We start from the raw sequence: 21,479 nt of genomic DNA, 5'->3' as shown, positions 1-21,479 counted from the left end.
TCCATTTTTCATTCAAAAGTTATATTATTTTTTTAATCGCATTCCGACCTCCCGAAAAGCATTTCCCTTTATTTCAAATGGAAAACAATTTAGCAACGGTCTGGGCTGAGCCAAAAAAGCTGCCAAAAGGATTTTACAGTTGTATTTGTAAATTTTCATGCCGGATTCCATACAAATTTGGGACGAATAGGTGCTTGATCTAAAACTTCTAACAGCCTATTTTTCTGGAACTCTTTCTAGAATGACAAGTTTTGTGGAAGGTTGTTGGTATCTTCTCGACTACCTAAAAAACACTACGATGTTCGGATTATTTAAAAAGAAAAGTGAGATGGAAAAATTGCAAGAGCAATATCAAAAACTCATGAAAGAATACCATGACCTTTCTACTTCAGATCGCACGGCAAGTGATAAAGCCTATGCTGCAGCTGACGTAATTGCTAAGAAAATGGATGCGCTGAACTAAAATTTTCAGTCGCTGTTTTCAATTCTCAATTTCCATTAGAAAGCTGTCTCCATCCATAATGGATGACAGACAAATTTCACTGCTGCCACTTTGCTAGCATTAAGAAATGTGCTCTGAATTTTCTGGAAGGACCAACCTATGGTATTACAGAAGTTTGTCCTGTAAAGACTCCCCACTCACAAACTCAAAGCTCACGACTCACAGCTCACCGCTCATCAGCTCAAGGACTCAGCAACTCACAGCTCACTACTCAAGGACTCACCACTCAAAGACTGTCTTACATTTGCTCAGGAACTTCGATTCCCAATAAGGCACAAGCGCTTTTTACAACCGCTGCCGTTTTATAACACAACAACAAACGGAATTGCTTTAAGTCGGCGTTTTCTTCTTCTACAATTTTGGGTACATTTTGATAAAAGGAATTGAATTCTTTGACCAGTTCGTATACATAATTTGCTACTAGTGCTGGACTGTATTTATCTGCTGCGCTCTGAATCACTTCTGGAAACTGTTGTAAAGACATGATTACTGCCGTGTCCTTATCGGTCAATTCTAAATTGGTTGCGCTATTTAATTTAGTCGAATCAAATCCGGTTTTCTGTAAAATAGATTTGATACGCGCATGCGTATATTGAATAAAAGGGCCAGTATTCCCTTGAAAATCTACGGATTCCACTGGATCAAACAACATGCTTCTCTTAGGATCCACTTTCAGCATAAAGTACTTTAAAGCTCCTAAACCGATCATGTCGTAGAGTCGTTCTTTCTCCTGTTCAGAAAGCCCTTCTAGCTTACCTTGTTCTAGTGCAATGGCTTTAGCAGTGGACGTCATTTCTTCCATCAACTCGTCGGCATCAACTACAGTTCCTTCCCTGGACTTCATTTTTCCAGATGGAAGCTCTACCATTCCATAACTCAGGTGGTACAAGTTCTCTGCCCAATCAAAACCTAGTTTCTTTAGGATAAGAAAGAGTACTTTAAAGTGATAATCCTGCTCGTTACCTACGGTATACACCATAGAATTGATGTCGTGATCTTTTACGCGCTGTATAGCAGTTCCTATATCTTGTGTCATATAAACGGAGGTGCCATCACTGCGCAATACTATTTTACGATCCAGTCCATCTTCAGTAAGATCGATCCATACCGATCCATCCGGGTCTTTTTCAAACACGCCTTTATCCAGTCCTTGTTGAACGACGTCTTTACCTAATAAGTAGGTGTCACTCTCGTAATACAAGCTATCAAAATCAACTCCTAAATTTTGGTAAGTGGTTTTAAAACCATCATATACCCATGCGTTCATTTTTTCCCAAAGTGCTACTACCTCAGCATCGCCTTGCTCCCATTTTTGAAGCATTTGTTGAGCCGCTATTAAAGAAGGAGCTTCTTTCTTTGCTTCTTCTTCAGTCTTACCATTTGAAATAAGTACCGCTATTTCCTTTTTATATTCTTGATTAAACTTAACGTAATAGTTCCCAACTAGTTTATCGCCTTTTAAACCTGTAGATTCTGGTGTCTCTCCATTTGCATATTGCTCCCAAGCCAGCATGGATTTACAAATATGAATACCGCGATCGTTGATGATCTGTGTTTTATTGACTTTACGACCCGTAGCCTTAATAATATTAGCTACCGAATAACCTAACAAGTTATTTCTAACGTGTCCTAAGTGAAGTGGCTTGTTGGTATTAGGCGAACTGTATTCCACCATCACACCTGGTTGTGTAGCATCTACTTCAGTCGTGCCGTACTTCTCATGGTTGAGTATGCGATTAAAATCTATCAAGAAGGCTGTTGAGGAAACGCTGATATTCAGGAATCCTTTAATGACTTCGATAGCAGTGATCAAGTCTGTTTTTTCTTTTAAATAGGTTCCAATTTGCTCGCCTATCGCAGCTGGATTGCCTTTAATATGACGCAACATAGGAAATACCATGATGGTATAGTCTCCGTTTTGATCCTTTCGCGTAAGCGTAATCTCCACCTGTTCTAACTCTATAGAAAAAATGGATTTTACAGCTTCCTTCGTAGCCTTTTCTAGTTGTTGAAACAGCGTCATAAGTAAAAAATTTAAGCCCGCAAAGATAAGTATTATGAAAGGCTTTTGAGATTCAACGAACTAATAGAATTCACCATTTGAATTTACTGAAATAATAACTGGTCCAAGAATATAACTTTATTTTATGCTACATAACGTCTCTTATAACAATCCGAAAATTGATCGAGAAATTTCTAAAGAAGTAGGTGCCGTTCTCACGTTAAAAGAACGCTGGAAATTAAAAGGATCTGGTTCTCCTAAGCTGTTTATTACCAGCACCAGTATACAAATTCACAACCTTATGGTGCTCGATATTAATATCAACTGCTGCAATGTGGAGATCAGACAAAATGGAATAATCGTTAGGTTCCGGTCTTTATTGGAGACCTATGCATTGCCTATTCCCTATTACAAACTTACTATATACAAAGGTCGTGCTCAAGAATACAGTATTCATCGAGATAATTACTTTGTAAAAGTAAAGGCAGACCACAAGCGGGTTCACAAGTTCTTTGATAAATTATCTCAATTAAAATTAGATCAAGGGCTTGAATTTATTGATGATTTATAGAATTACCGAATGCAAAAAATTAAAAACCCTTTAATGAATTGAAGAATACATTCTTCTTTTCTATAAAGTAATGACTAAAATTTCCTCCTTTTAGAATTTGTATTTTCTACTTGGGCTTGCTGTTGCTTTTGACTTTTACCTTATAAAAGTGTAACATATATATAGAAAGAGACACTAACCTGCAAACCATAAAATACGATCACATGATTCTTAGTTTAAAGAATGTATCCAAGACCTACCCTAATGGTGTAAAAGCACTAGATGATGTATCTATAGATATCAATGCAGGGATGTTTGGTCTCTTAGGCCCTAACGGTGCTGGTAAATCTTCTCTGATGAGAACTATTGCTACGTTACAGTCTCCTGATTCAGGCAGCATACATTTAGATGGTTTAGACATTTTAAACAACAAGATTGAATTTAGAAAGACCTTAGGTTATTTGCCACAGGAATTTGGTGTATATCCTAAAATGAGTGCGTATGATTTGTTGCATTATTTTGCCAGTTTAAAAGGGATCACTAGTAAATCAGAGCGCAATGCTATTGTAGCCAAAGCTCTTGAAGTAACTAACCTTACTGATGTACAACACAAACATGTCGCAGGATATTCTGGAGGTATGAAACAACGTTTTGGCATCGCTCAACTTTTATTGAACGACCCTCAATTAATCATTGTTGATGAACCTACCGCAGGACTTGATCCAGCAGAGCGTCACCGTTTCCTAAACGTATTACGGGAAATAGGAACCAACCACATCGTTATTTTCTCTACCCACATTGTAGATGATGTCAAGGAATTATGTACCGACATGGCGATATTGAATGGTGGGAAGATATTGGCTCAAGCAACTCCTAAGCAAATGGTGGCTGAGCTGGTAGATAAAATCTGGACAACAACGGTAGAAAGAGACGCTATCGAGCAAATGCAAAAAGACTTCAACGTCATTTCTTCTAATTACAATGAGGATAATAAATTAAATGTACGTGTCTATGGCGAAACAAGTCCTGGTGACGCTTTCGCAAAGGCGCAACCATCATTAGAAGATGTTTACTTCACCACATTGAGCAATGATAAATTCATTGCCGAAACAGAAAACGCCTAAATATGTTCTCTACCATATATATACACGAACTAAAAACCTGGTTTAAACAACCTCTTTTTTACATATATACAGTCGTGCTTTTTTTATTATCTGTAACTATTTCCGCCATTGCAGTGGGTGTTTTTGACAGTGATAATGTCACCGTAACAAGTGCCATTAAACTTAATGGTGCTGTAGGAATCTACAGTTTGTTGGGCTTTTTTGCTATACTATCTTATTTACTGATTCCGTCCATAATAGGTGGAACCATACAACGAGATTTTAAGAATAACATGCATAATGTGTTGTATTCTTATCCATTGACAAAATGGAATTATTTATTGGCCAAATTTGGCGCTGGTATGACTATGAGCATTTTAGTAGTTATTGCGAGTTTGATAGGTATTACTATAGGATTTTACTTGCCTGGAGCAAATGAAGAACTAGTAGGTCCATTCAAGATCATGAATTACCTGCAACCGTTCTTGGTTTACATTATTCCTAATATATTTTTCTACGGCGCTATTGTTTTTGCTATAACCGCCTTTTTACGAAATGTGAATATAGGATTTATGTTTGTACTGGTCATGATCATCCTACAATTAGCAGCTCAATCTAGCGTCCCAACTATGGACGACTCTTACTGGGTAGAATTGCTAGAACCTACGGGAGATAGCGCGACTTATGCACAAATCAAATACTGGACACCCGAAGAACAGAGCACACAATTGATTCCCGTAGAAGGAACTTTACTATACAACCGTTTGATCTGGTTAGGGATTTCATTACTGGTATTCACTGGTGTTTTATTTGGCTTCAATTTCTCTCAAAATCCTTCAAGTTTATCTCTTTTTAGAAAAAAATCTCAACGGGTGACCAAGAAGAATTTTGGTACTATAGAAAAAGTGGTTATGCCTACTGCTAGGCAGGATTTATCATTTTTTGGACAGCTTAAAACTTCGTGGATTATCGCAAAATCAGATATTTCATATATTGTTATAGGATGGCCATTTATCATCATTGGCTCTGTAGCCTTTGCTTTTTCATTGCTAACTATGTTGATTACAGGACAACAATATGGAACAGATATATTACCTAAAACATGGGTGATGCTGGAATTTGCAGGTGGAATTTTTAGTGTTTTCTCTTATTTATTGATCTTTTTATACAGTGGTTTGATAATGGACCGTGCAAAAGCCGCACACCTCAATCAACTGGTAGATGCAACACCTACTAAAAACTGGACCCTATTGCTCTCTAAGTTTATAGCCATGCTATTTATGGTAGCGACCATTTTGCTCATTGTCATTTTGAGTGGTATCATCATACAGTCTTATAATGGATTCTTTGAGTTTGAATTGCCCTTGTACTTCTTTGATTTATATGTGATAAATATATGGGATTTCATTCCTTGGATTTTAATGTCGCTGCTCATTCATACCCTAATAAAAAACAAATGGGTAGGGTTAATTGTTTTATTAGTTCTAGCCATAGGGATTCCTCCATTATTGGGTGCGATAGGTGTTCAACAAAGCCAGTTTATATTCAATCAAGGCGCAGGTTCTCCTAGCCCTAGTGACATGAATGGTTATGGTAGTGGATTAGCTCGTTATTTTACTTATAGAGTCTATTGGTTTTTATTAGGTATTGCATTATTTGCACTTTCTGTCTTGTTCTACCGTCGTGGAATGGATACGAATATGATGGAACGTTTCGCTTTCGCGAAAGCAAGATTATCAAAGTCACTTATAGCAATACTAGCAGTTTCTTTGATAGGATTCTTTGCAATAGGTGGCTACATCTGGAAAGTAAACAATGTAGATAACAAGCAAATCTCTGGGAAAGAACAAGAAGAAATGAGGGTCAACTATGAAAAGGAGTTAAGCAAATTTGCTAAAACACCTCAACCTCGATTAGTTGCAGTAAACACCTTTATGGATGTTTTTCCTGACACTAGAGACTTTAAAGCTGGTGCGACATACACCTTTGTAAATCAAACAAATATCACCATAGATACATTACACGTCAACTATCCTGACCGACCTACTACTATTGATCTAGATAGAGAGACTGAAATCGTTTATGATCAAGAAGATTACGATTATAGGATGTATCAATTTAAAAATCCTTTGCAGCCTGGTGATACATTGATCATGAAGTTTACAACCGAGAACAAACCCAATACATTCTTTGACAATAATTCTCCAGTAGTAGATAATGGAACATTTATCAACAACAGCATATTTCCTTCTATAGGCTATAACGATCAAGGCGAAATACGCAATACACAAATACGTAAGAAGTACAATTTACCTCCTAAAGACCGCTTACCAGAACCCGATGCTCCAGGTGCTAGAGACAACAATTATATAGGCGGCAATAGCGACTGGATAGACTTTGAGGCTACTGTGAGTACTTCAAACGACCAAATTGCCATTGCACCAGGCTATCTAATGAAAGAATGGGAAGAAGATGGACGCAAATACTTTTATTATAAAATGGATTCTAAAATCCTGAACTTCTACGCTTTCTTAAGCGGTCGCTACGATGTGAGAAGAGAGAAACATAATGGAATAAAACTTGAAATCTATTACCATCCAGATCACATTTATAACGTAGATCGCATGATGAATGGTTTAAAGGATGGATTAGATTATTATAATGATAACTACACACCATATCAACACAAACAAGTGCGTATCATTGAATTCCCTAGAACTGGTGGGGGCTTTGCCCAAGCATTCCCTAACACCATTCCTTTCAGTGAAGCTATAGGCTTTATAGCAGATGTAGATGATGATGACAATGACAATGTAGATTATCCGTTTAGTGTTACTGCTCATGAGTTAGCGCATCAGTGGTGGGCGCATCAAGTGATAGGTGCCAATGCCAAAGGGGCTACGCTTTTATCAGAAAGTCTATCGGAGTATAGTTCGCTTAAAGTTTTAGAAAAAACAAATGGTAAAGAACAAATGCGCAAGTTTCTTAAAGTTGCCATGGATGGCTACCTTTTAGGTAGAACAGTAGAGCAAATAAAGGAGAACCCTTTGATGTATAATGAAAACCAACAATACATTCATTATCAAAAAGGTTCTTTAGTACTTTACGCGATGAGCGATTATCTAGGAGAGAAAAAATTCAATAATGTAATTAAGAGATTTGCCGAAAAGTATCAGTTCAAAGGTGCTCCTTATCCTGTAGCTACAGAATTTGTAGATGACATTAGAGCCGTAACGCCAGACTCTTTGCAATATCTAATTACCGATATGTTCGAGACCATAACCTTATATGATAACAAAGTAAAAAAAGCGAATTATACAGAATTACCAGATGGCAAATATCTGGTATCTATTGATGCTGTAGTTACTAAGTATAGAGCTGATGAGAAAGGGAAGTCTGTTTATAAGAATATGTCTGGTGACAGTCTTTCTTTTACTCCTGAAGGAAGAAACAGAGCCTTACAGTCCTTACCACTAGCTGATTATATAGAAGTAGGAGTTTTTGGTGAAGAAGATGAAAAAACAGGAATAGAAAAAGTGCTTTATTTAAAGAAAATGAAAATAACTGATATTTCAAACACTTTTGATATTGTGGTAGACTCTAAACCTGTGGAGGCAGGAATAGACCCTTACAACAAATTGATTGATAGAAACAGTGATGATAACCGCTCACTTTTGAATGAGAAAAAAAATAATAATTAGTAAAAGAGTTATCTTTGAATATCACAATAGTCTAAAACGCCATCTGCTCAGATGGCGTTTTTTGTTTTAACAAACTTATACCTTAGTTACACTATTTGAATAGTATCTTTAAATTATGAAAGTATTACTTACAGGAGCTAACGGTTATATAGGCGTACGCCTTCTTTATGAATTATTAAAAGAGGATCACGAGGTTGTTTGTGCGGTGCGCAGTGCTGCAAGACTCTCTGTACCTCAAGAGATCAAAGACCAAATTGAAATTATAGAAATTGATTTTCTCAAAGCACCTGCAGATCATGTGTTACCTAAGGATATTGATGCCGCGTATTATTTGATCCACTCTATGTCCTCTAGTACCGATAATTTTGATCAAATGGAAGCCGATAGTGCCGAGCGTTTTGTGGAGCTGATTCAGCAAACCAATTGTCAACAGGTCATTTATCTTTCTGGAATTGTCAATGAAGAACAACTAAGTAAGCATTTGCTTTCGCGAAAGCGAGTAGAAGACATACTCTATACCGGTGATTTTCATCTGACCGTTTTACGAGCAGGGATAATTGTTGGTAGCGGTAGCTCCTCCTTTGAGATCGTGCGAGATCTTTGTGAAAAACTACCCGTAATGGTTACTCCTAAATGGGTCAACACTAAAACACATCCTATTGCAATACGTAATGTTATGAGTTTTTTAATGGGTGTTTTAGGAAGAGAAGATTGTTACGACCAGAGCTTTGATATAGGCGGGAAAAGTATACTGACCTATAAAAAAATGATGACCGGGTATGCTGAGAATAGAGATCTAAAACTTTACATATTTACCATTCCAGTAATGACTCCTAAGCTCAGTAGCTATTGGCTATATTTTGTAACCAGCACCAGTTATAAATTGGCTCAAAACCTGGTCGACAGTATGGCGATAGAAGTTATTGCCTCAAAAAATGACCTGGCAGAAAGATTAGGTATTGAACTATACGACTATCAAGAGGCACTGGATATGGCATTTGCAAAAATTGAGCAAAACCAAGTGGTAAGCAGCTGGAAAGACTCGATGGTGAGTGGCAGATTTAAGCGCAGTCTCAATAAATATAAAAAGGTGCCTAGCTATGGGTGTCTTAAAGATGCACAGCAACTAGAAACCTCAGATGCTGCAGCGGCTTTGGAACGTATCTGGTCCATAGGCGGCAAGAACGGATACTACTACGCTAATTTTTTATGGAAAATACGCGGTGCTGTAGACAAGCTTTTTGGAGGTGTAGGATTAAGACGTGGTCGCACAAATGCTGACAAAATATACGCTGGAGATGCGCTGGACTTTTGGCGTGTGTTGGTGGCAGATAAAGAAGAGAAAAGACTGTTGCTTTTTGCCGAAATGAAAGTGCCAGGAGAAGCTTGGCTAGAATTTGAGATCGATGAGCATAATGTCGTACATCAAACAGCTACTTTTAGACCAAGAGGTCTTTGGGGAAGGCTGTATTGGTATTCTATGCTCCCATTCCATTACTTTATTTTTTCTGGAATGATCAGGCATATTGCGACTGGCAAATAATCAATACAAGAATAAAGCATAAAAACAACGCTCTATCAAAAAGGGGCAGAATGAATTCTGCCCCTTTTGTATTTGAGTAAAATTAAATTATGCCTTAGGTAAAAACACCTCAGCCATCATACATCTTACCGAGCCACCGCCTAATGTTTCTATAGTTGCAATAGAAGGATGGAGGATCTCGTTGTACTTTTCTAGTTTAGCGATTTGAGAAGCTGTAAGCGACTTATAAGCTTGATCACTCATAACTAGTAGGCGCTCGCCTTTATCATTGTGTACCTGCATCATATTACCCGCATAGGCATTGACTTGATCTTCTGTAATAACAATCACTTCTTTACCGTCTTCCTTAAGGTGTTTGAGCACATTTTTAGCCTCTTTTTTATCATCTATACAGTCCAAGCAAATCACTGCGTAATTTTCTCCTAAAGCCATCATTACGTTGGTATGATAAATAGGCAGCCGTTTGTCTTCTACGCTTTGATAAGCGGTGAAAATTACTGGTGTGTATTCAAAGTCTTCACAGAATTCGATCATCAGTTCTTCATCTGCTCTTGGTGAAATGCTGCAATATGCTTTGCGATTAACTCGGTCGAGTAATAAGCTCCCGGTACCTTCGAGAAAGAAACCTTCGTCCTCAGCACTGCTGTAATCGATAACGTTGTTGATTTGAAAACCTTCAGCCTCCATTAATTCCATGGCATCTGGTCTTCTTTCCCGACGTCTGTTTTCTGCAAACATGGGATATAAGGCTATATCTCCATTTTCATGGGTAGAAATCCAGTTGTTCGGAAAAATGGAATCTGGGGTATCAAATTCTATTTGATCTTGTACCAATAAAACACGTATCCCTTTTTCTTCTAAGGCTGCTGCAAAAGCATCAAATTCATCTTGTGCTTTTTTATTTTGATCTAGGATCTTAATCCTTCCGTCTTGGTAATAATTATTTACCGCAGTTTCTTCGTTGGAGCGAAACTGCACTGGGCGTACCATTAAAATAGTATCGGTTATCTGTCTCATCTAGTCTCTAATTAAGGGTAAGGTAGAACATCTCAAAAGTCCTTCTTGTTTGGAAATCTCTGCATAAGGAACTTCTTCTACGGTTATTCCATGGCTGCGCAACCAAGCGTTTAATCTCGTAAAATTCTTTTCTGACACCACCACATCTGGTGCGATAGAAAAAATATTTGAATTCATATGATACATCTCTTCCTGAGTAATCTCAAAGCAATTTTTACGTCCAAAGAAATCTACTAAATACTGGTATTCTTCTTCTTGTAAAAAGCCATTTCTATGTATGATACACTTGCCATCTCCTATTGGCTGGAAACAACAATCTAAATGTAAGGCATTATTATAAGGATCCAGATTATCCTTGCGCAAGTTAAAGCTTACTACTTTTTTATGAGGAAAGGTTTCTTTTAACCAGGCTACAGCCTCTACGTTAGTGCGCGCAATGATATGGTCTGAATAGTCCCTACCTCTATACGTCCCAACAAATATATAGTCGCCATACAACATGACATCACCGCCTTCTATATGTACCTCTTCTGGTGGTCTTATCACATTATCAGGATGCATTTGATCAACTATATACTGGATAGCATCAAGTTCTTCTTCTCGATCGGGAAGAATATTTGCTTTTACAAACACATTATCAATCACAAAACCTATATCTCTAGTAAAGATCTGGTTGCAATCTTCAATTTGTTTTGGTCTCAGGACGCTGACATCATACCTTTCAAGAACAGCAGCTACGGCTTCCATTTCATTTACCATATCCTCATTAGAAGGATAGGTTCCCGCAATGATATGTTCGCGAGACTTAGGGTCGTATGCGTCTTCTTCAGATGGTACCGGACCATTACTGCGTGCGGTTCCCAAAACGACACTTCTCAAACGTGAGGTCTCGTCGGTTACATGAAGGTTTATTTTTTCCATATTGTGAATTTAGCAATAAAAATATCCTGTTCTTTTTAAATTTGCAGAATTAAATAAACAGATTTATCTTCAAAATTTTAATGTAGACTCCAAATAAAAACTCCCAAAAAGCAGCGCTTTTCAGGAGTTGTGTATGTGAACTTTATTTCAAAAAAAATCGATTTATCTATTTGAAACGTCTTTGAATGCTCTAAGATTCTCACCAGTGTATACCTGACGTGGTCTTCCTATAGGCTCTTTGTTTTCACGCATTTCTTTCCATTGTGCGATCCATCCCGGCAAACGACCTAATGCAAACATTACGGTAAACATCTCTACTGGAATTCCCATAGCACGGTAAATAATACCTGAATAGAAATCTACGTTAGGATATAATTTACGGTCTACAAAATAAGGATCATTCAAGGCTTCTTTTTCAAGTCCTTTAGCAATTTCTAGAATAGGATCGTCTACACCTAATTGTTCTAGAACATCATCTGCTGCTACTTTAATGATCTTAGCACGTGGATCGAAGTTTTTATATACTCTATGGCCGAATCCCATTAAACGGAAAGGATCATTTTTATCCTTTGCTTTGGCCATGTATTTCTTAGTATCTCCACCGTCTACCTTGATCGCTTCTAGCATTTCAAGAACAGCTTGGTTAGCACCACCGTGAAGTGGCCCCCAAAGTGCAGAAATACCAGCACTTAAACTTGCAAAAAGACCTGCATGTGAGGAACCTACAATACGTACAGTACTTGTAGAACAGTTTTGCTCGTGATCAGCATGAAGGATTAATAATTTATTTAGTGCGTTGGAAACAACGGGATCTATTTTGTACTCAGAATTAGGTTTTTTAAACATCATTTTAAGGATGTTATCTACATAACCTAGACTATCGTCTCCATAATCAAGTGGCTGTCCTGTGCGTTTTCTCAATGCCCATGCCACAAGAACAGGGAATTTACCCATAATATTCACGATAGCATTGTACATATCTTCTTTACTATCTGCATTTACAGAAGCTGGATTAAAAGCAATCAGCGCACTGGTCAATGAAGAAAGCACTCCCATAGGGTGAGCAGACTTAGGAAAACCATCAAGAATTTTCTTTACATCTTCATCTACATGAGACTTTGCCTTAATATCCGAATGGAATTTATCTAGTTCAACTCGAGTAGGTAGCTCACCAAAAATCAATAAGTAGGCAACTTCAAGGAAATCGGCTTTATCAGCTAGCTCTTCTATAGAGTAACCTCGATATCTCAGAATACCTTCTTCTCCATTTAGAAAGGTTATTGCACTAATACAACTCCCTGTGTTTTTATAACCAGGATCTATTGTAGTAAGTCCACCCGTTGCACTTCTCAACGTTTTTATTTCTATTGCCTTTTCATCTTCAGAGCCAGTGATTACAGGAAATTCATACTTCTTGCCATCAAACTCTAATATCGCCTTGTCTGCCATGTTAAATTTTGGATTTGTACTTGCGAAAATACTGCACAAGCATTGATTTTCATAAATTTTAGGATATGAAGTTCCATACTTTAATAAAATATTTAGTTTTTATACACGAATAGTGTAATTTAAGGCTTAAAAAGCGACGCAATTCGTAAGAGAAGATCGGAATTCCGCTTTCGCGAAAGCGAGATAAGCAACTATGTAAAAACAAAACGGCGACCCAAAGGTCGCCGTTTTGCTATTTGTAAGCTCCAAAACTAACAAATGTTATTTTACGATAAGTTGTATAGTAGCACTCTCTTCTCCTGTACTAACTTTTAACAAGTACATACCTGAACTCAGAATGGCTGAAGGAGTAATGGTTTGTGTACCATTAAAAACAGTAGCATTCTCATAAACCTTTTGACCTAAAGCATTGTACATGCGCAGTTGCACCTCTTTACCTAGCAGATAAGTACTAGACACTTGGAAGCTATTATTCACCACAGGATTAGGATAAACTGAAATAGAATTGATCAAATTGTTTTCTACTAAGCTTAAAGTATTATCAGCATATTCTATTAGAAATCTATTATCTGAACTACCAGAGGCACCGACACTAAAGCTTACAGTATTATGACCGTCTTGTAATAACCTACGCGTTCCTCTTTCTTGATCTACTAATATGGCGGTCAATCCCGCATTCAGTGCAACTTCCAGATCCATAGTGTAGGAGTTATTTCTATAGTTAGAAAGGTATATAGGTGTGATGTCACCATCCACTGGCAACTGACGTCTTTCAATACTTAATTGGTCTGCACCACTCGTGAGAGCCAGCGTCTCATCTAAATTTATAAATTTTATAGCATCTTCTTGGGTAACCATATTGCTGAATCCATTGTCATATTGCATAGTTGCTTGATCGATCAGTTCTGTGGCGTTGGCATCTTTTAGTGAGATGGTGATAAAGGAGTTTTGATTATAAGCACCGAATACTGCAGTAAGCGGTTGATCAACTGCTTTATGACTTTCTTTAAAAGTCATTCCAGAAGCTCCTGTAGTAGGAACAAATACGGACTGGCCTGGCTGTAAAAATTTATTAGCTCCACTTGAAAATGGAATAGCAGTTCCATTAAGCGTTGACATATCTACGGTTGCATAGGCGCCACGTGTATTAAGTGTAGGATCCCAAACATATACGAAGTTGCCATTTATACCAGAAGTAGCAATATCATTTAAAACATTCTTAAAATCAACAGCTGCTTGATATGGGTTAGAAATCATCGCAAACTCTCCACTGTCCGTAGCATAAGATCTCACGAAGTCTCCTGTGTGAACTGCACCGCTTGCTCTTAAGGTAGTAACAGATGGGGTTGCATTATTGTTTGTTAAATCTGTAGTACGGTCACCTCTTACCATCACCCTTAAAGGAGCTCCGATAACAAGTTGCTCTGTATCTGTATTAGGGACCGCGCTCCAAGTATAATTATCGTTATCAAATGTATATAAGGAATAGGCTCCAGATGCAGTAGTATCAAAACCGTTTGCTGCACTAGGCCCTGTGATATGTGTTCCCAAGCCCGGCACCACTGCTCCATTTTCTTGCCAGTTTTCTCTAATACTAGCTGTTGTATTTACAGAAGAGGCCAAAAATCTAAATGCACGTTTTGCAGGAATATAACGTTCTACTCGAACACTACCGTTTATAGTTGCTGCACTTGCATCATCTAACTGCCCTGTTGTCGTAGCATTACTTTTAAATACGATATTGTTATTTGCGTTTAGCACAGAAGCCTGAGGCATTAACACATCGTAGATATTGGTAACTGCACCAAAACTTACTCCAGAAGCGTTGTTCACCTCTAGTCTATCCAATTCTAATGAACCAGCACCACTTATGCTTTGAGCCGTAGCTCCTTCTAATCTCAAGGTACCCTGAGTACCATCTAGTTCTCCTTCTACGCTTAGATTTCCATTCACAGTAAGTACTACGTTTGATGCTATAGAAAGTACTCCTAAAGTTACTGTCAAGTCGTTGATAATAGCATCTGCCGCAACAGGTGCTGTACCTGATAAGACTTGCGCATTTAAACTTCCAGTTTCAGCATGAGGAGCAAATGGTGTCCAAACCCCAGTATCATAGATGAGTGTAGGGTCTTCAATTGTAATATTAAACACTTCTCCTGGCAAAACTGTACTAGCATTTCCTAATACGGAATATGCAAAGGAATCAGCAGCAACTAATTCTAAAGAAGTGTGTACATATTGAATGAGATTGTTATCTACATCTCCTTGAGTAAAGGTATCCCCTATATTTAGGTCTACTCCATTAAGCTGGATTTGTCCATAGTCCACATCGTTAGTAACTACGTAAACCAAGTTGGCATTAGTAAACCCTGCTTGTACTGATCTCAGTGAGGTATTATCAATCACATTAGTAGCGTTAAAGCTGGTGGTTAAACCCAGGTTTAAATCATTATCAATATCATTTACGTATTGCAACCTTCCACAAACGGTAACTGAAAATTCATTAAATGTACCACCCGTACCAGATGTTCTATCGGTCGCGAGCAACACCCATTCTCCTAAAGCACTAGCATCATTAAACCTGGTAAATGCTTGACCAGGTCGTTGATTACCAGTTAAAGCTCCTGTATATCCAGGTGCACAACCAAAATTTTGAGTTCCCTGATCACTTACCGTTAAATTAAAATTAACTCCGCTTGCACACTCTCTGTTGTATACTTCAGCAAACCTACCTGTAGGAGCACTCAACTGCATTTTAATATGCCCCGTATCCCCGTGAGTTGCTCGCATGTAAAAACTGAGATTAGTGACTTCAATATCATCGGTAACTACGACTTTTGCTGCAACTGCGTTGATACTGGTATTCCATTCGTCTTGTCTATTTGCCGGTTGCGCAGTATTCACATAGGTCTCATTGTCATAGGTGATACAAACATCTTGGGCTGTTTGAAATAAACTAATGGACGCAGCTGATCCCGCGTTACAATCATTAGAAGGCGTCACTCTCCAATAGTAGATTGTACTATGAACCAATGTCGTTGGCTGGTAGGTGTTTTGAAAAGAAACAGTATTGGACTCCGTGATAATTGAAAAATCACTGTTCTCTGAGATTTCTATTAAATAACTAGAGGCACTGGCCAGATCATCCCATTGGAGTAAAGGGTTGGCTACTTGGTTTGCCGCCCCATTTACTGGAGCTACTTGGAGTACTTCTCCTACTGCATTATCAAATAATTTAAAAGTAAAGTTTTTAGATATGGTCACCGATGTAGACTGTCCTTCCACACTAAAATCATACTGATCAGCAGCTACGCCTGCCGTACCAGAAATACTAATACTCACTGTAGCATCGGTAGTGGTAGAACTTGGTGTAAAGCTAGCTGTCAAACCTGCTGGCAAACCTACGGCACTAAAAGTAACTGTTTCATTAAAATCAGGTGCTGCATTGTATTCAAAAGTAGTAGCGCCGTCACTAGGCTGACAAACGGAGAAATCATCACTTGTAGCTGTTAATTCAAAGGTACCTTCTTTGATCTCAAAGTTTCCGTTGTTTACATTATAAAAGTAATTACCAACAGCTTCAACCATGATTCTAGCATTAGCAGTTTTAGCTCCTGTAGGTATGGTAACATTCCTAGAACCTGAGTTAGTTACATTACTAGCTAACATTATAGGATAAGTATATCCACCATCTAGTGATAATTTTACATTTACTTGCTCTGCTAAGGCCGGCTGGTTGGTGTTTGCAACATCCCATGTAACTGTTTTCGTCTCTCCTTCATGCCACACATCAGTACCCACTGGTGTATTCACTACAAACGGACCTGCAGCTGTATTAGGTTTTACGATTACTTCTGCTTGATCTGTTTGCCCTCCATTAATGTTGTTGTCATAAATAGTAGAAACAAAAGTCATCTCTCTAGTTACTGTAGAAAGTGTTTCCCATATATCATCATCTCCATTCAACACTTCCTCAAGATTAGGAAAATATCTGGTAGGATCAGTAGTTGCAAAAATAGATCGAAACATAGGTCCAATAGTATTAGAACTTACCGGAGGCTGTGTCGCTCCAGTTGCTGCGGCAGCACCAGTATCCAATTGATCCCAGCGATAGGTATAAACCTCGCCAGCATCAGGAGCTACACTAGAAATTGCAGTTAACTTAAAAGGAGTAGATATAGGCATGAATTTCTCTACTAAATTTTGTGCATCAGGAGCTGTAGGGTTATTAGAGCCTAGTGAAATCTGATCGTCACATGTATCTGATGCCATTGTAGCATGCATCTGTTGCAAACTAATCGCATGAAAATAAGCATCAGAATTATCTTGTACATTAGGAGCACAAATACCTGCATAGCCCATAATGGTAGAAGCACTTCCAGTTTCATAGGGACTGCTAGAAGGGGATCCTCCAAAACATCCATTGTAAAAGGTATGAGAAGCACCAAACTGGTGGCCTATCTCATGAGATACATAATCTATATCAAAAGGATCAAACTCTGGAGTTACAATACCAGTCACCCCTCTTCCTTTATTGAAATTACTACATCTAGATGAGCTTGCAACTCCTCCACCACCGGTTGAGAACACATGACCTATATCATAAGCTCCACTACCTATTTGACCATTAATTGTAGAAGTGTTTACTCCTATCATTTGACCACCGCTATAGTTGTCATATGGATCTGTATTTGAATTAGTATAAATTAAGCTACCGTTATTACCTACCAGAGTGAATCTAATAGACATCTCTTTTTCAAATACAGAGTTGACTCTAGTAATTGTAGTTACTATACCAGCAATAGCGTCAGCTACTGCATTACCATTTCCTGCATTACCATCGTCGTGGTAGGCCGTATATTCGCCCGTAGCTGCTACTGCTAATCTATAAGTTCTAAATTGTCTATCTCTAAAAGCTTTAGTCTCCATTCCTGTAAACGAAGATTTATTTAATAAATCCAAGCTATCATCTACCCCACAACTGAAATCATCATCAGCTGCTCTAGAAAGATCTTTGCGATCGTAAGACATGATAATATTAGGAACACTCTTAGCATAAGGGTCCATATAAATAATTTTCTCTCCCGTAATTAAACCTCTAAAGCCTTGAGGAGTAATGGTAAAATAAATGGTATTTAATGGGTTTTGCTGGCTTTTCCCTACATAAGACTTTATGTTTGGGTATTGAGCTTGTAATTCCTCTGAAACGGTTCCTGAGTTGTAAACGCTGAAAGTTTCAAAGGTGTCATTTCCAGCAGGAAAGTCTATGGCAATCCCATTTGATCCAGAAAAGCGATTTGGAGCAGCTACTAACTTATCGCTTAAGGCTTGTGGGTTAATTTTAACTAGGTTAAATGTATGCGGTTGAATAAGCCTTTCTTCAGAAGGTATTTTTGCTACCTCTTGTCGATCAGCTGTTTCCCATATAACTTGGGCGGTATTTAAAAAGGATAATAATAAAAAACAAGTAAAAAATAGAATTCGAATCATCTGAAAGAGTTTTTGAAGACATAAATAAACGACACTTTAACCTTGTTTTAAAATTCACTACTATAAATCTTACGATTAATTGCATTTATATGTATTTCATCGATTTTTTACATAAATAGCGTCTCTTTTTATAACTATCTGACAAATAAAAAAGCCATCTATGTTCTAGATGGCTTTGGTGTGTTCCGCTTTCGCGAAAGCGAAACTAATAGGGAAGCATTACAATTGAAAGGCTTTTCTACCTGGGTAATAAGCAGAATCTGCCAGCTCTTCTTCTATACGAAGCAACTGATTGTACTTTGCCATACGATCAGAACGTGAAGCAGAGCCTGTCTTGATCTGACCAGTAGAAAGTGCTACAGCAAGATCTGCAATGGTATTGTCTTCTGTTTCTCCACTGCGATGAGACATTACTGACGTGTAACCTGCTTTATGAGCCATGGTAACCGCTGCAATTGTTTCTGTAAGTGTACCTATTTGGTTCACCTTAATAAGAATAGAATTTGCGATATCATTTTCAATTCCTTTAGAGAGGCGCTCTACATTAGTAACAAAAAGATCATCCCCTACCAGCTGTATTTTATGACCTGCTTTTTCAGTTAAGATTTTCCATCCGTCCCAATCGTTCTCGTCCATACCATCTTCAATAGAAATAATAGGATATTTATCTGCAAGCTCTGCAAGATAAGTAGCTTGTTCTTCAGAAGATCTGATCACTCCTGATGCTCCTTCAAATTTTGTGTAGTCATACTTACCATCTACAAAGAACTCAGCGGCAGCACAATCTAAGGCAATCATGATTTGCTTTCCTGGCTCGTAACCAGCATTTTTGATCGCTAGTAATATGGTATCTAAAGCGTCTTCAGTGCCTTCTAATTTTGGTGCAAATCCACCTTCATCACCTACTGCTGTGCTTAAACCTCTATCGTGAAGTACTTTTTTCAAATGATGAAAAATCTCTGTACCCATTTGCAGTGCCTGAGAAAAGCTCTCTGCTTCCACTGGCATCACCATAAATTCTTGAAATGCTATAGGAGCATCACTATGCGAGCCTCCATTTATAATATTCATCATAGGAACTGGAAGCATGCAAGCGCTCATTCCACCTATGTATTTATACAAAGGTTGGTTCAATTCCATTGCCGCTGCTTTTGCACAAGCTAAAGAAACACCTAGTATAGCGTTTGCTCCTAACTTTGCTTTGTTAGGCGTACCGTCTAAATCGATCATCAATTGATCTATATAAGCTTGTTCAAAAACGGATGTTCCTAAAAGTTCTTCAGCGATAAGGGTATTGACATTGTTTACTGCTTTACCTACACCTTTTCCCATAAAGGATTTACCACCATCTCTTAATTCTACTGCCTCGTGTTCTCCGGTAGATGCTCCTGATGGTACAGCAGCTCTTCCCATAATACCGTTTGATGTAAATACATCAACTTCTACTGTAGGATTTCCTCTTGAATCAAATATTTGTCTGGCGTGTACTTCTATAATTGTGCTCATACTGTAGCTTTTTGGTTTGTTTTGATTAAATTAATAAACTGATCAAATAAGTAGGTAGCGTCGTTAGGACCAGGACCAGCTTCTGGATGGTATTGTACAGAAAAACATGGCTTAGACACATGTTTGATTCCTGCTACCGTATTATCATTCAAATGATAATGTGTGATTTTAATATTTTTATTTTCTTCTGTCTCTTGTCTATTGATAGCAAAACCATGATTCTGAGAAGTAATTTCTCCTTTACCAGTTTCTACATTCATAATAGGATGATTAATACCTCTGTGACCGTTGTGCATCTTAAAGGTTGAAATGCCACTAGCTAAGGCAATAATTTGATGACCTAAACATATTCCGAATAAGGGAAGTGCGGCTTCGATAATATCATTAGCTGTTTGTATAGCTGACGTCAAAGGTTCTGGATCACCAGGGCCATTAGATAAGAAATAACCATCTGGTTCAAAAGACTTCATTTCCTCAAAAGATGAATTATAAGGAAAAACCTTTATATACACACCTCTATCAGCTAGGTTGCGTAGGATATTCTTTTTGATACCTAAATCCAATGCAGAGACTTTAATACTCGCATTTTCATCACCAAAGTAGTAAGGCTCCTTACAAGAAACTTTAGAAGCCAGCTCCAGACCTTTCATAGAAGGAACTTCAGTTAATTGTGATTTTAATTTATCAAGATCCTCTAACTCTGAGGATATGATAGCGTTTTGAGCGCCATGATCTCTAATATAAGAAACCAGTGCACGTGTATCTACATCTGATAATATCACAAGGTTTTTCTTTTCAAGAAGGGAAAGCAAATCCCCTTCAGCTGCATCTCTCGAGAAGATTTCAGAAAAGTTTTTACAAACTAAACCTGCTATTTTAATAGAGTCTGATTCTTCGTCCTTGGAGGCCACACCGTAGTTACCAATGTGCGCATTAGTGGTCACCATTAACTGTCCGTAATAGGAAGGATCTGTAAAGATCTCTTGATAACCAGTGGTTCCCGTATTAAAACATATTTCTCCTGTGGCTGTACCACCCTTTCCTACTGCCTTGCCGTGGAAAATTGTTCCATCTTCCAACAAAATAATGGCATCTTTTTTTTCTAGATATCCCATAATCAATTTATATTCAAAAATAATTCAAAAAAAAAGGACCAATGAAATATTCATTGATCCTTTTTCTACAACTTATAAAGAAAATTATTCTTCTTCATTTGCTTTTGTTTCAGCAACTGGTTCAGCAGTTGTTGATTTACCTCTCCTACTACGACGAGTAGTTGCTTTTTTAGCTCCAGCTTCAAGTTTGTAAGTCTCATTATAGTCAACTAACTCGATCATTGCCATATCAGCATTATCACCAAGTCTGTTACCCATTTTTATGATTCTTGTATAACCACCTGGTCGATCTCCAATTTTAGAAGCTACGTCTCTAAAAAGTTCAGTAACTGCTTCCTTACTTCTAAGTTTAGCAAATACCAACCTTCTGTTGTGCGTAGTATCTTCTTTTGATTTAGTGATTAAAGGCTCAACAAATTGTTTAAGCGCTTTTGCTTTTGCTACAGTAGTATTGATACGTTTGTGCTCAATAAGAGAACAACTCATATTTGACAACATGGCCTTACGGTGAGCTGTCTTTCTACTTAAATGATTTACTTTTTTTCCGTGTTTCATTTTCTGTTATATTCTTGAACTAGGA

13 protein-coding genes are annotated in these 21,479 nt (G+C 37.9%); 5 read left to right on the top strand and 8 right to left on the bottom strand.

Annotated features, from left to right (window positions below):
* Positions 1-298 precede the first annotated feature (298 nt).
* Positions 299-463 (top strand): Lacal_2735 family protein, encoded by a 165-nt coding sequence (locus CW736_RS07540; RefSeq protein ID WP_157810900.1) that lies wholly within the window; start codon positions 299-301, stop codon positions 461-463.
* A 277-nt stretch (positions 464-740) separates the two neighbouring features.
* On the opposite strand, the gene argS is transcribed toward CW736_RS07540, so the two are convergent.
* Complete coding sequence (gene argS, locus CW736_RS07535; protein ID WP_101013375.1) at positions 741-2,525, bottom strand: arginine--tRNA ligase; 1,785 nt, start codon at positions 2,523-2,525, stop codon at positions 741-743.
* Between the two features lie 124 nt (positions 2,526-2,649).
* Between argS and CW736_RS07530 the strand changes: the two genes are divergently transcribed.
* From CW736_RS07530 to CW736_RS07515, 4 genes are all read left to right on the top strand, one after another.
* Positions 2,650-3,075, top strand: a complete 426-nt coding sequence (locus tag CW736_RS07530; RefSeq protein ID WP_101013374.1) for a hypothetical protein — start codon at positions 2,650-2,652, stop codon at positions 3,073-3,075.
* A gap of 203 nt (positions 3,076-3,278) precedes the next feature.
* Positions 3,279-4,178 (top strand): ABC transporter ATP-binding protein, encoded by a 900-nt coding sequence (locus CW736_RS07525; protein WP_101013373.1) that lies wholly within the window; start codon positions 3,279-3,281, stop codon positions 4,176-4,178.
* A 74-nt stretch (positions 4,179-4,252) separates the two neighbouring features.
* Positions 4,253-7,858, top strand: a complete 3,606-nt coding sequence (locus CW736_RS07520; RefSeq protein ID WP_232735311.1) for an ABC transporter permease/M1 family aminopeptidase — start codon at positions 4,253-4,255, stop codon at positions 7,856-7,858.
* A 115-nt stretch (positions 7,859-7,973) separates the two neighbouring features.
* Positions 7,974-9,401 carry an SDR family oxidoreductase gene (locus tag CW736_RS07515; protein WP_101013371.1) on the top strand — a complete coding sequence of 476 codons (1,428 nt, stop codon included), beginning with the start codon at positions 7,974-7,976 and terminating at the stop codon, positions 9,399-9,401.
* An 87-nt stretch (positions 9,402-9,488) separates the two neighbouring features.
* On the opposite strand, the gene ctlX is transcribed toward CW736_RS07515, so the two are convergent.
* The 7 genes from ctlX to rplQ form a co-directional block, all read right to left on the bottom strand.
* Entirely contained in the window at positions 9,489-10,418 is a 930-nt protein-coding gene (gene ctlX / locus CW736_RS07510) for a citrulline utilization hydrolase CtlX (protein ID WP_101013370.1), read from the bottom strand.
* The gene (locus CW736_RS07505; RefSeq protein WP_101013369.1) at positions 10,419-11,339 is read right to left on the bottom strand and encodes a dimethylarginine dimethylaminohydrolase family protein; all 921 of its coding nucleotides are present in this window, start codon (positions 11,337-11,339) and stop codon (positions 10,419-10,421) included.
* Positions 11,340-11,501: 162 nt separating this feature from the next.
* Entirely contained in the window at positions 11,502-12,788 is a 1,287-nt protein-coding gene (locus CW736_RS07500) for a citrate synthase (RefSeq protein ID WP_101013368.1), read from the bottom strand.
* Between the two features lie 261 nt (positions 12,789-13,049).
* Positions 13,050-18,278: a reprolysin-like metallopeptidase gene (locus CW736_RS07495; protein ID WP_101013367.1), complete on the bottom strand. Its 5,229-nt coding sequence runs from the start codon at positions 18,276-18,278 to the stop codon at positions 13,050-13,052.
* A 219-nt stretch (positions 18,279-18,497) separates the two neighbouring features.
* Entirely contained in the window at positions 18,498-19,784 is a 1,287-nt protein-coding gene (gene eno / locus CW736_RS07490; RefSeq protein ID WP_101013366.1) for a phosphopyruvate hydratase, read from the bottom strand.
* A complete protein-coding gene (gene carA / locus CW736_RS07485; RefSeq protein WP_101013365.1) occupies positions 19,781-20,899 on the bottom strand; it encodes a glutamine-hydrolyzing carbamoyl-phosphate synthase small subunit in 1,119 nt (372 codons plus the stop codon). The genes eno and carA overlap by 4 nt, the downstream gene beginning before the upstream one ends.
* 84 nt (positions 20,900-20,983) lie before the next feature.
* Positions 20,984-21,454: a 50S ribosomal protein L17 gene (gene rplQ / locus CW736_RS07480; RefSeq protein WP_101013364.1), complete on the bottom strand. Its 471-nt coding sequence runs from the start codon at positions 21,452-21,454 to the stop codon at positions 20,984-20,986.
* Positions 21,455-21,479: the final 25 nt, after the last annotated feature.

The organism is Nonlabens sp. MB-3u-79, assembly GCF_002831625.1.
Lineage (GTDB): Bacteria > Bacteroidota > Bacteroidia > Flavobacteriales > Flavobacteriaceae > Nonlabens.
The sequence above is the reverse complement of the archived record's forward strand: the minus strand, read 5'-3'. Positions and strand labels throughout refer to the sequence as shown.